This is a genomic window from Candidatus Zixiibacteriota bacterium (assembly GCA_036480375.1).
Classification (GTDB): domain Bacteria; phylum Zixibacteria; class MSB-5A5; order GN15; family JAAZOE01; genus JAZGGI01.
This window is the reverse complement of the sequence record JAZGGI010000043.1, coordinates 1-12941: the sequence shown is the minus strand read 5'-3', so window position 1 is coordinate 12941 and position 12941 is coordinate 1. Positions and strand designations below refer to the sequence as shown.

General features: G+C 44.0%; 8 protein-coding genes. 6 read left to right on the top strand and 2 right to left on the bottom strand.

Features of this window, described 5'->3' with window-relative positions; genetic code table 11:
* Positions 1–497 precede the first annotated feature (497 nt).
* From V3V99_13220 to V3V99_13205, 4 genes are all read left to right on the top strand, one after another.
* Entirely contained in the window at positions 498–6752 is a 6255-nt protein-coding gene (locus tag V3V99_13220) for a T9SS type A sorting domain-containing protein (protein ID MEE9443619.1), read from the top strand.
* 214 nt (positions 6753–6966) lie between these two features.
* Positions 6967–8379, top strand: a complete 1413-nt coding sequence (gene glnA, locus V3V99_13215) for a type I glutamate--ammonia ligase (protein ID MEE9443618.1) — start codon at positions 6967–6969, stop codon at positions 8377–8379.
* Between the two features lie 66 nt (positions 8380–8445).
* Complete coding sequence (locus tag V3V99_13210; GenBank protein ID MEE9443617.1) at positions 8446–9246, top strand: SagB/ThcOx family dehydrogenase; 801 nt, start codon at positions 8446–8448, stop codon at positions 9244–9246.
* 7 nt (positions 9247–9253) lie between these two features.
* Positions 9254–9760: a DUF2250 domain-containing protein gene (locus tag V3V99_13205; protein ID MEE9443616.1), complete on the top strand. Its 507-nt coding sequence runs from the start codon at positions 9254–9256 to the stop codon at positions 9758–9760.
* Between the two features lie 7 nt (positions 9761–9767).
* Here the strand turns inward: V3V99_13205 and V3V99_13200 are convergent, their stop codons facing one another.
* On the bottom strand, positions 9768–11369 hold the full coding sequence (locus V3V99_13200; GenBank protein MEE9443615.1) for a M14 family zinc carboxypeptidase: 1602 nt from the start codon (positions 11367–11369) through the stop codon (positions 9768–9770).
* A gap of 194 nt (positions 11370–11563) precedes the next feature.
* On the opposite strand from V3V99_13200, the gene V3V99_13195 reads away from it, so the two are divergent.
* Positions 11564–12082, top strand: coding sequence for a rhodanese-like domain-containing protein (locus V3V99_13195; GenBank protein MEE9443614.1), 519 nt, complete (start codon positions 11564–11566; stop codon positions 12080–12082).
* Positions 12083–12182: 100 nt separating this feature from the next.
* On the opposite strand, the gene V3V99_13190 is transcribed toward V3V99_13195, so the two are convergent.
* A complete protein-coding gene (locus tag V3V99_13190; protein ID MEE9443613.1) occupies positions 12183–12626 on the bottom strand; it encodes a hypothetical protein in 444 nt (147 codons plus the stop codon).
* A 115-nt stretch (positions 12627–12741) separates the two neighbouring features.
* Between V3V99_13190 and V3V99_13185 the strand changes: the two genes are divergently transcribed.
* On the top strand, positions 12742–12941 hold a 200-nt coding region (locus V3V99_13185), incomplete at its 3' end, for a hypothetical protein (protein ID MEE9443612.1).

Sequence of the window (12941 nt, the reverse complement as noted above, 5' to 3'; positions counted from 1 at the left end):
CACATTCTTTTGTTTCGCCTGGTGTTTCTGACCTGTAGCTCTATGGACTTTATCCTCAAATTCAGTGTTTTCTCAAATTTGATTCAAATAAATGAAGGGGCTCCGATTCGACCAAAAATTGGATTGCGGAAAATTGACTTTACGAAATTAAATAAATTGTTTGATTAACTGCCATAACTAACAGACATACAATAAAATACAACGATACGCATTATTGTACATATTTTGCGCAGGATTGTTGTAATAGATTAGTATAGTCCATTATTTAAAGATTTTTCAGAAAATCAGAATTTTTTTCTTGTGAAAATGCGCTATCTTGTTATATTTCAACATAATTAGTAATCTGCTAGAGTGTATCGAATAGAAATACTCCATGTACTTTCTGGAGCGCAAAGAACAAGATTTAGAAAAAGGATTTTATATAATAAGCAAAGTGATTTTGTGTAAAAACACTCTCAACCATTAGGGGCTTAACGATGTTAGGGATCCACCCAGGTATGCGCGATTTTAGTCCCCGTATATTTAAACGAAGGGCTAAAGCTTCTTTAATTTTTATCTTTACACTTTTGACGGTTTTTTCCGCCAATGTTTTCGCGGCGGAAATCTTTACTCATGAATCGGAATACCCTCCCGGCAATGATGCTGTAATCGAAGGGGTATTTTGGGCCAGCGAAAAAGTTACTTTGGTCGTTACCCATTTAGATGGTACGCCGCTCACCGGTCCCGGAGGTGATCCGTGGGAAGTTGACGCCTCCTATGATGATGCGAATTCCGCTCCCGAGAAAGAATCCGGCAGTTTTGTTACTTACTGGAACGTTGATTGGGACTATGCCGGTGACGAATTGCTCGTTACGGCAACGGGAAACGAATCCGGTGCAATTGCCACAACTGTTTTTCTGACACCAAATGTAAATCTGGATCAACTGCAGAATGGAACCACTACATCCAATGCTGAATGGGCCAATGGGAATATCAATGGTAGCAATTCCTGCTATTCGGAGGGTCGTTCTGTTGCTTATCGATATTTTATAAAAGAGCTTGATGCCGATAGCGAGCATTTCTTCACAATACAAATGGAGTGGACCAAAGGCGGAATTCACGCTCTTGATTATCTAACCGATTATGATGCTACTGAAACAACCGCTCTTGATTCTGTCGGTGGAGCTTGTGGAACGATTTCGACCAGTCCGCCACCTGGATGCAGCGATCCTACGGAATCTTTTGCATTTCCTGATTTTCTTAATACGGCCAATTATTCCGGTTCAATACCCCCGGATTTCTTTACGACGGTTAATCCCGGTTTTGTTTTGGATGGACCGAGAAATCTAAAAGCTTATAATATAACAATAGATTCGATAAGCGATTATGTCTTTGACGGCACCTCCAGTGACCGAACTCTGGAGATGATAGTTTATTTTACCGTTGATACGACGGGAAGCGTTGGGTTTTTCTGGGGAGGACATTTGGCGGAAAGCAGCGCGGATGCCTGGGGAGTTAATAATGGCTCTTCTTATGTCGGCGGCGCTCCTTATCATATGCGGGCTTTATCTCTTGATGGAGGCGGGGGAGCCAATCAGGATCGCAGTATTCAAAATGGTGTGATTTGTTTACCACCCAATGTCGGCATCTCGACGGACTTTACGACGGTTTGTGATGTCGGTAATAATATGTATATCGTGACTGATACCGCTTCAACTGCTAATACCTGGATCTGGACTGTAATTAACGGCACAATCGTAGGCCCCGACAATCAGAGTTCTGTTAGTTTCACGGTTAATTCGGGTTTACAGGCGGGAGATTATGTCTCCATTATGGTCGAATCATGCGACAGTACTTCCGGTTGTCCCGGAGAATTTTGTTGTGCGACCGACTCAATCGCCATTCCGGTTGAAATATGTAATCAACCTCCCGTGGCTTCCTGCCCGGATAATGAATCGCATTCATTCCTTTGTACTCCCTCTCAAATATGTGTTGGACTGTTTAGCGCTACGGATCCCGACAATAATATTGTCAGTGAAACGGTCGATTTTGGAGTATTGAGTGGTGGAAATGTGTGCTTCACACCGGATACGGCTGGCGTCTATACAATAACTTATACCGTCACGGACGCTTTCGGAGAAACGGATCAGTGTCAGACGGAAGTGACGATATCATATACTAACCAGCTCCCGGTATGCAATATTCCCGGCGATGCCAGTTATTTGGTTTGCGGTGATACGACTTTTAATATTCCGGTTTCCGCCACGGATCCTGATGGTAATCTAACCGGATGCACAAAGACTTCCGGCCCGGGAACATTTGACGGCAGTACCTGGACCTTTACGACAACGGCTCCCGGAGTATATACGGCTACTTTCGAATGCAGTGACGATTGCGGCGAGGTTTGCGGCGGAACGGTTAATATTACAGTCGGTTACAACAGCCCGCCGGTATGTAATCTTCCGTCAAGCGGAATTTATTTAGTCTGTAGTGACACAACCTTCAGTTTCCCGGTTTCTGCTACCGATGTTGACGGAAATCTTGTTAGATGTATTCAGAAATCCGGAAGCGGTTCATTTGACGGAACCGATTGGACCTTTACGACAACCGGGCCTGGTGTTTACTCGGCGACTTTTGAATGCACCGATGAATGCGGCGAAGTCTGTACTGGTTCGGTCAATATTACTGTCAATTACAATCATAATCCGGTTTGCAATATGCCCGCTCACGGCCATTATTTCGTATGCGGCGACACAACTTTCAATGTTCCTATTTCCGCTACGGATGTGGATGGTAATCTGGTCGGGTGTACGATGACATCCGGCCCCGGGACATTTGACGGCAGTACCTGGACCTTTACATCATCAGGGGATGGAACGTATATCGCGACATTCGAATGTTCCGATGAATGCGGCGCTTCTTGCACTGGTGAAGCTAAAGTTTCGGTAACAAATAATAAGGCTCCGACTCCGCAGTGCCCGAATAATCAGACCATATTTGTTTGTGATTTGTTGCCTCTAACGATAAACGGATTTATTTGTCAAGACCCCAATGATAACCTGGCAACATGCGAAGTTGATGTCGGTACGCTGGTTGGAGACGCGGTAACATTTACGCCTGTTGAAGGACCCAATGTTATTACATTGACGGCGACTGATGAATGCGGTGAAGTCGGAACCTGTTATACAACAGTGACTATTGTTCTGAACAGCCCTCCGGTGGCTTCCTGTCCACCTGCTGAATCTCATTCCTTCCTGTGTGAGCCGTCTGAGATTTGCATTAGTGGATTTTCAGCATCCGATCCGGACAATAATATTGCCAACAAATCGATTAATATCGGAATTCTTACTAATGGAACCGTTTGCTTTACTCCTGATACCGCGGGAGTGTACACAATCACTTATACTGTAACTGATGAATGCGGAAAAAGCGACGAATGCCAGACACAGGTAACGGTATCGTTTGAAAATAATCCGCCGGTTTGTGATTTGCCAGGGAATGGCACTTACTTTGTCTGCGGCGATACTACTTTCAATTTCACAGTATCAGCGTCCGATCCTGATGGTAACCTATCGGGCTGCGCAATGACTTCCGGCCATGGAAGTTTCGATGGTAGTACCTGGACGTTTACAACATCGGCGTCGGGCGTTTATACGGCGACATTTGAATGCAGCGATGATTGCGGAGCGACTTGCGGAGGGACAGTTGAAATAACCGTAAATTATAACCAGGCTCCGGTAGTCGAGTGCCCCGATAATCAGACTTTCCAATTCGCTTGCGAGTCTGGCGAAATCTGTATCGGACCGTTTAGCGCGACCGATTCCGATAATAATATCGTAGATGAATCGGTCGATCTGGGAACTTTGACAGACGGTACAGTTTGTTTCACTCCGACAGCGGCGGGAGTTTATACAATAACTTACACAGTCACCGATGCCTGTGGCGCCACATCTGAGTGTCAAACAGAAGTTACCGTTGACCTCGACAATCAACCGCCGGTCTGTGATCTGCCAACCGATGCAACATATTTTATCTGCGGAGATTCAACTTTCAATTTTGAGGTTTCAGCCACTGATCCTGATGATAATTTAACGGGTTGTACCATGACCTCCGGGGATGGAAGTTTTGACGGTACAACCTGGAGCTTTACCGCGACTGCGGCGGGGCAATATACGGCAACGTTTGAATGCAGCGATGAATGTGGTCTGACTTGCGGCGGAACGGTAACGATGACTATTGAGATGAATAATCCACCGACTTGTAATATTCCCGAGAACGGTTCCTATTTTGTGTGCGATGATACCACTTTCAATTTCCCTGTCTCGGCGACTGATCCTGACGGAAACCTGGTTGGTTGTGAAAAAATCTCCGGTGACGGCACGCTGACAGACGGTATATGGTCATTCACAACAACCGGTCAGGGAACTTATACGGCGTCATTTGAATGTTCCGATGAATGCGGGGAGACTTGCGGCGGGACGGCAAGTATTGTCGTGACTTATAATAATGATCCCGTAGCAGCGGCTCCGAATCCGATTACACTAAATGTTTGTACTCTGTCTGAGTTAGTCGTCGGCGGATTTTCCTGTTACGATCCAAATGATAATCTGGTATCTTGTGAAACGGACGTCGGTACATATAGCAACGGCGAAGTAACTTTCGTTCCGCAGGAAGGCGCCAATATAATAACCTTATTTGCTGTTGATGATTGCGGAATGGTTGATTCGGCGAAAACGACCATTACCGTTAATCTGAATCAGACTCCGGTGTGTAATTTACCAGGCAATCAAACATTCTCCCAGTGCACTCCCACGGAAGTTTGCCTGCCTGTTTCGGCGATTGATCCCGATGATGATTTGACGATTTGTGAGATCGTGTCGGGTCCCGGTGTTATTGATAACGGTCAATGGTGCTACACTCCAGGCGGTAGTGAGACAGTAGAAGTAACCGTTCGATGCACCGATTTCTGCGGCGCTTATTGTGAAGGAACATTTACGATTAATTTCGAAATAAATCGGGGGCCGGTTGTTACCTGTCCCGATGATGAAACCAAATACTTATTCGGTTTGGGTGAGATTTGTATTGAAGGTTTTGAATGTTCAGATCTTGATGACAATCTATCCATTTGCCAGATTTTGGTAAATGGTGAAAATGGAACTATTATTGACGGTACGGTGTGTTTCGATCCGGTCTGGGGTGATAATTTTATCGAATTAACGGCCACCGACGCTTGCGGGCAATCAGCAACTTGCGTAACGGTGGTTACTGTCGAAGAATTGTATGAATGTCCAATAGTTAAAATTGAAAAGACTCATAATACACTGCAGGGTCATTACGCTGATGTTGAGGTCACGATAGAAAATGGAAACTTTGATCTGGCCGGTTTTGATTTGTTAATGTATTATGATGCGTCTGCTCTTTCATTCGTTAATGCCGAAGCGGGAGAATTACTGCAGTATTGTGGTTGGGAGCATTTCTCATATCGATTCGGTTCCAGAGGCAATTGTGGAGGTTCCTGTCCGTCCGGACTTCTCAGGATAATTGGTCTGGCGGAGACAAACAACGGCGCCCTGCATCCCGACTGCTTCGGGGCGCCAACGGCTGATCCGTGGCAATTGGCCGTGTTAACTTTCTACGTATCCAATGACCGCACCTTTAACTGCATGTATTCCCCGATTAAATTCTTCTGGGATGATTGCGGCGATAACGCCTTGTCGAATATCTCCGGAGATAGCATGATCATCGGCAGTAAGATTTATGACTTTGAAGGCAATCTCATCTGGAATGAGCTCGATGATCTCAATTATCCCGAAAATGATCGTATCCCGTTCACTGGCACCCCTGATTGGTGCGGAAATGACGGCAAAGTTCCGCCGATCAGATGCGCCGATTTCGTATACGGCGGAATCGATATCGTCTGTTCGGATTCAATTGACGACCGCGGTGATATCAATATGAACGGACTTCCCAACGAAGTCGCCGATGCGGTCATGCTAACCAATTACTTTATAAGCGGTTTGTCCGCTTTTGGCAATCATGTTGAGGCTTCTATCGCCGCATCTGACGTCAACGCCGATGGAGTATCTCTGACGGTCGCCGACCTGGTATACCTTGTCCGCATTATTACCGGCGATGCCGATCCGCTTTTAAAGCCGATTGTAACATCCGAGTTTAATATCGCATCCCACCGCCGGGGTGATCAAGTAGATATCAAATATCAATCTGAGGTTAACGCCGGTGCGGCGCTTTTGATATTCGAGGCATCAGGAAACGTCGGCATGCCTTTATTGGGAGATGGCGCCGAAGATATGGATATGGCCTATAACATTGAAGACAATCAATTGCGGGTATTGATTTATAATATCGGTTCGCAATCTATCAAATCCGGTGAGAATACGTTATTGTCTATTCCGAGCGATGGTTCGTTAACTTTGATAGGCGCTGAGATTGCTGACTTCTTTGGCGGTACGATGACAACAAGCATAAAAGAAATTCCGGATATATTCACCTTAAGTCAGAATTATCCGAATCCCTTTAATCCGTCGACATCTATTAGCCTTTCAATGGCAACGCCGGGTGATTGGAGCATTATCGTTTACAATATCGCCGGGCAGATTATCCGGGAATACTCCGGATATTCCGAAGCCGGTATTGTATCAGTAATTTGGGACGGTACCGATAAGAACGGCGACAAAATCGCGTCGGGTATTTATTTGTACCGTGCCGTTTCCGGCCAATTCAAAGCCACTCGAAAGATGGTGTTGATGAAGTAATATATTCCCCACCTCAATAAGAAAAATCCCTTGATCCTCTCAGGGGTTTTTTTTGCCGCTATGGCCAAACAAAATCAAATGGCCGATAATAGTATCAGGTAATTGATTCAACCGACTATTCATAAAAGATGTCAGGATTTACTCTTGCGTTTTTTTGAAAAAATATTAGTTTTGAACGCCGTTTTTTAAATGAGCATTGAAAGGAACCATTATAGTGACTCTGGAAAAATTATCAAAATACGCGAAAACGCATAGGGCAGAATACATAGATTTAAAATTTTGTAACTTGCCCGGAAGCTGGCATCATATTACCCTTCCGATTTCATCCCTGGATAGTCAATTATTAATTGACGGAGTGGGCGTGGACGGCAGTTCGCTGCCGGGCTTCTCACGAATCGAACGGGGAGACATGATTGCCCTGCCGGATACCGATACAATATTCATTGATCCGTTTTTTGAGACCCCGACTATTTCTTTCATATGCGATATTTACGATATTAGCGACAAAATGATACCCTATTCTCGTAATCCTCGTCGCGTAGCCAATGACGCGGAAAAATATTTGAAAAAGCATGTCAAAGGCGCCAATTTGATTATTGGTCCTGAATTCGAGTTTTATATTTTTGATAAGGTAAATTTTTTCCAGGGACCTGACAGCGCCTTTTATTATATCGATTCCAAAGAAGCAGAATGGAACGCCGCTCAGGATGAAGAAAATCTCGGTTATAAAATCCCCTACAAAAAGGGTTATCATGTCGCTCCCCCGATGGACAGAACCTTCAATATCCGTTCGACTATTTCATCAATGTTGGCTGATTTAGGCGTTGACCTGAAATATCATCATCATGAAGTCGGGGGTGGCGGCCAGCATGAAATCGAAGTGAAATTTCAACCTCTCCTGAAAATGGCCGATCAAACAATTTTGGTTAAATACGTTGTTAAGAATCAGTGTTTTCGTTTAAATAAATCAGCGACCTTCATGCCCAAGCCATTATTTAATGAACCGGGTTCCGGGCTCCATGTCCATCAGTATCTGGCTGACAAAAACGGCTCAATATTTTTCGATAAAAAGGGTCCCGCCAGGTTTTCAGAAATAGGATTGTATTATATCGGCGGTGTTTTAAAGCACGTTGATTCAATTCTCGCTTTATCGAATCCTTCAACAAATTCTTTCAAGAGATTAGTGCCCGGATTTGAAGCTCCTGTTGCCGGTACATACTCGGTTGGTAATCGGACGGCATGTATAAGGATTCCCGGCTATCAAAAAGACCCGCGGACGATGAGATTCGAATTCCGCCCTCCCGACGGAACTATGAACGCATACCTCGCTTATTCCGCCATGTTAATGGCCGGTATTGACGGTATACGCAATAAGATTGATCCAGGCTTGCCGTTAGATAAAAACCTTGACGAAATGCCCGCTGATGAATTGTCGCAAATCCACCAGTTACCGACCTCTCTGACCAAAGCGCTCAACGCTTTGGAAAAGGATCACGATTATCTTATGGAGGGAGGTGTCTTTACCGAGGATCTCCTGCGAACCTGGATTGAACTGAAGAGTAAAGAAATTGATCAAATCCGCATCCGTCCGACACCTTATGAGTTTGAGGTCTATTATAATAGCTAATGCGGCCGTTTTTGATTACAAAAAGCCGCACTCAGAGGTTGTAACATTGACGATAAAGGAGGCCCAATGCGAATCAAGTGTGTGATCCTTACGGTCGTTTTTATTTCGCTTTCAGGATTAACCGCCGCCGATAAATCCGATAGTTTGTCAATCGGTCCGCAATTTCATCTTGAAACCAGTTTTGGAGCGAGTGGCATCAAAGGCGATAATATTTCCTTTGGAACCACCATACCGTTATATAAGACATATAATGACGCGAACAAGACTAAGCTGGCTACGCCCGGTAACATAGATTTTCAATTAATAAACGCGATTGAAAGTAGAAAATCGATTCGGAAATTTGATACCGGAGAGCTTACTTTCAAAGAAATATCAACGATACTATTGACGGCTGATGGTATAACCCACGAACGTAACGGAATAGCGATGCGTTCGGCTCCTTCCGGCGGAGCCTTGTATCCCATAGAGATTTATCTTTATGCCCACGCGATAAATTCATTGGAACAAGGATTATATCATTTTCAGGTTTCAGATAGCTCGCTGGAATTTATTAAGTCAGGTGACTTTAACGCAGATTTTCATGAATTCGCTAACAATCAAAATTCGGTAGGAGCATCACCTGCAACGATTATATTAACGGCTCGCTTCGATCGCTCAACCCGGAAATACGCCGATAGGGGCTATCGTTACACATATATGGAAGGGGGGGCAATTTGTCAAAATATATATTTGGCTTGTACGGCCTTAAATCTTGGTACGGTATCGGTGGGAGCGTTTGACGATGACAGGTTGAATGAGTTTCTGGCAGTCGATGGCTTACATGAAGCTGCTCTCCTCATCTTTCCGATTGGACGCCCTACTCCATAAGAGACAAATGTGTAAACTAAAAGATAAGTATATCGCCGCCAATTGCTGTTGTCCTCAAATAGGCGAAAGTATTACCGGTTATTTTAGCCATGATGACATAATAAAAGTCCACCGATCCGATTGCGCCAATCTTAATAAAGCCGATCTGTCAAGATTGGTGGAATTAAATTGGGATGATATTATCGAGGAAGAAGATTTTACTCCGGATGATGATTTTGAAACTCTCAATGAAATTGATTTTCTCATCCTAAAACATCATAAGGATTACGGTTTTGATTATTCGCGAAAGATAGCGTCAATGTATAAACTCGACAAGCAGGCCGTATTTGAGAGTCATGCTAAATTGAGAGAAATGAAATTATTGAAGCGAGTCGAACCGCGCATGATTCAATATCGCAAAAATATCGTCAAGGGAAAATGGATAAAGCACCGCAATCACACTTATTATGATGTAACGGATAAGGGTAAGAAATATCTCGATTATTTCACCGAACAATCAAAGTCGGAAAAATAAATAATCTCTATTCGCATTCAGGGGGAGAGCCGCCCTTAAACGTATAACTAATTAAAAACACGGCGTCACCAACATTGACATTGCCGTCGGAATTGGCATCAGCCGCTTCAAGAGGATCGGGGGCGAGACCGCTTTTAAATATAAAATTTATGATAAACACGGCATCGCCGACATTTACGTCAGAATCGCCATTGGCATCGCCACAAACATATAATGGGGGAATAGACAAAGAAACATCCACTCTCACACCATTATTATCAGAGACTAAAATATTGGTCACAATTAAAGTGTCATACCCTTCAGCGGTAAATTCAATATCATAATTCCCCGGTTCAATCAATCGATGATAATCGCCTACGTCGGGATCGGTAAATATGCGAGAGCTATCCAGTTCGCTGTCATGCCCCGATATTCGAACAGTCGCGTACAGAGGCAAACCGGTCTGATCATCTGTGACAATCCCTCGAATTCCATATAATGCTTTTTCTATAAAATGTAGCAGGCTTGATTTATTGTAATCCCAGAAATCAGGCAGTTGATTTTCAGGTAACAACTTGACGTCAGAAATTTCTATCAGAACTTCCCGGCATCCGTGCCAATAATTCATGTAATCCTGCCGCCCTCCGCTGATAGGATACCAGGCATACCCGTTGGTTATACCGTTATTTCGGTCAGTCATATAATTGGCCGGCGAGTAGTATTGAGCGGAGTCGGCGTAATGGCGTGAAATATCGATAAACCAATTATCGTCTGTATGCAGGCGAGACCAGGTATCCCAGGGATAATTGATAACCTCGGCGCCCCCGTGGAAATTCGCCGCCAGACAAAATGATTGCGCCGCGGCAAGATTCATCATCACCATCGATTCAGGTTGCCAGCTGTTACCGTCAGGGTGAGGACCGTCGTCAGGATCAGGAAAGTTTCGATTCAAATCGACCCCGAAATCATTGAAACGAGTTGGCAGATAAATCGCGTCATCACCGGTTGAATATGTGCCATCAGGGTTCGCCAGCGGATTTATCCAAATATCGCAGTTATCAACCAGTCGTGAAATCAATTCATCGGTCCCGTAATTTCGAAGGAGATAATCGATAAGTCTCAGTAAAATCACGTAGCCGGTCGTCTCATCACCGTGCATTGTGCCGGAGAGAAATACTTCCGGTTCATCCTCTTCCAAATCAATATTATCCGAAATCCGAGCGAAAAGAATTTGACGGCCCATGACCGAAGAACCGGCATCTATAATCTGGCAATATTCGGGGAAATCCATTTGGAATTGGTACATCATGGCTACGTAGGCAGGATAAGTGGGGTAAACATCCCAATCGGCCATCGAGCTTTTATCTCGGCCCATTTTGGGTTTGATAAGACTACCGGGGTGGGGAAGAATTTTAAAAGAATATCCGCGATCTTCAAGGTTGGATAATTGTTGCGACGTTCCGTACGCGAAGACCGTATCACCTTTAACATTATCAATCGAAATCAATCTCGTTAACTGATTTAAATCGCTCTGGGAATCAGTGTTTAATTCTATATAATACTCGGATACCCCTGCGAAAATTGTGGATACAAATACGAACAGAATAATTATAAAGCACAACAACTTCAATCTTATGTCTCCGGTCATATATTATGTTTCGGCTTCAAGCCAATTCTTTTCAGTCGATATGACATAGCGGTAAAAATACGATTCCTTAAGAGTAAAATAGTCAAAATAATTTTTACGTCAATTGATAATTTTTGATTGAAATCGGTAAAAAAAATAGTTAAATATGTTAAAGAGCATATTTGGGAGGAATTGTTATGGATAGAACGAATAATTCAAGAAGTAAATTGACCCTGGTATTGGCGCTATTTTTAATATTCTGTATTCTTGTCATCTCGGGGTGTCAGGAAGAAGACAATTTATTCAGGGAAAAGAAAAGGAGTATGATTTCTGAGGCCAAAAGCGCGGTCGGTTCGGTGACGGTCGATGAATTGGCGGAAATGATGAATAATGATGACGAGTTTACGATTATTGACATTAGAACCAAGGACGAATTTACCCCGGGTCATTTGAAAGGCTCCGTTTGGATAGCCCGAGGTATGCTTGAATTCAAAGCAGGGCAGGGGCAGTTAAAAGATTTCGACAAAAAATATATCTTGTATTGCCGGGTGGATTCGCGGAGCGCTTTGGCCGCAAAAACACTGGTCGATATGGGATATCGGGATGTATCCCTCCTCAAAGGCGGATTTTCTGCCTGGTGCGAAGCCGGGTACAGTATTTATAATCGACACGGTGAGATGGTTGTAAAATCATTTGAACAGGATGAAACAGAATAATTTCCGATAGGGGATAAAAAATCAATATTTAACCTGGCGTGGTAAAGGCAGGAGAATAGTTAATATTCTCCCGCCTTTTTGTGTATAACGGTGAACCGTGTTATTTTATGGTAATCTCCTGCATCAATTTATCGCCGAATATCTCCCGAATATCGCCCCTTTCCAGAGTCATTTTAATCTGCTCATCTTCGGCGCCGATAACTCTTTCGACAATGGTGGTAAATTTTTCGTCGAGTCCATCGAGAGCGGCGTAGTTTTTGAATTCGACCATCAGCATAACGTCCCAGTCGTCGGGATTGGCGGCTCCCCCGACAAAGACCTTATAGGATAGGATTAAACCTTCTTCCAAAGCGGCATCCATAACTTTTTTCCAGGCGCCCTGAAGATCTTTAATGTATTGTTCCTGCATATTGGCTTCGGTTTGAATTAACGAGATTCCCCAGACGGAGCCGTTGATGTACGGCGATTCGGCGGATACGATCGGAGTGATAAAAACAAAAATCAATGAATAAATTATGGCGGTAGCAATACTAAGGCGCAGCATAATTACCTCCCGGTTTTTAAGTTCTTGATAATTTTAGGTCCGACCCGATGATTATTACGGCAAACGCTGATTGATAAATTATTTACGGGCCCCCATAGCCTCGGGAAGTTATATAATGAATACGCTCGCAAAAATCAAGCGCCAAGTTTGGATTTTCTCAAAATGGGCTTGTTTCCTCAGATTAACGTTTTTGGGTCATATCAACAGGCGGGGGCCTGTTTTTGGCTGTCGCGCGGTGTATCCACTTCATGTTAATAGTATTTGGTGCCGTGCAGGTGTCCACACCTGCGCGGTAAAAATGGGTTTGTTTCCTCA

Bases quoted from the DNA above. Each gene is read 5' to 3' on its own strand.
- V3V99_13220 (MEE9443619.1), top strand. From the start codon at position 498: ATGCGCGATTTTAGTCCCCGTATATTTAAACGAAGGGCTAAAGCTTCT.
- V3V99_13210 (MEE9443617.1), top strand. From the start codon at position 8,446: ATGCGAATCAAGTGTGTGATCCTTACGGTCGTTTTTATTTCGCTTTCA.
- V3V99_13205 (MEE9443616.1), top strand. From the start codon at position 9,254: ATGTGTAAACTAAAAGATAAGTATATCGCCGCCAATTGCTGTTGTCCT.
- V3V99_13195 (MEE9443614.1), top strand. From the start codon at position 11,564: ATGGATAGAACGAATAATTCAAGAAGTAAATTGACCCTGGTATTGGCG.
- V3V99_13190 (MEE9443613.1), bottom strand. From the start codon at position 12,626: ATGCTGCGCCTTAGTATTGCTACCGCCATAATTTATTCATTGATTTTT.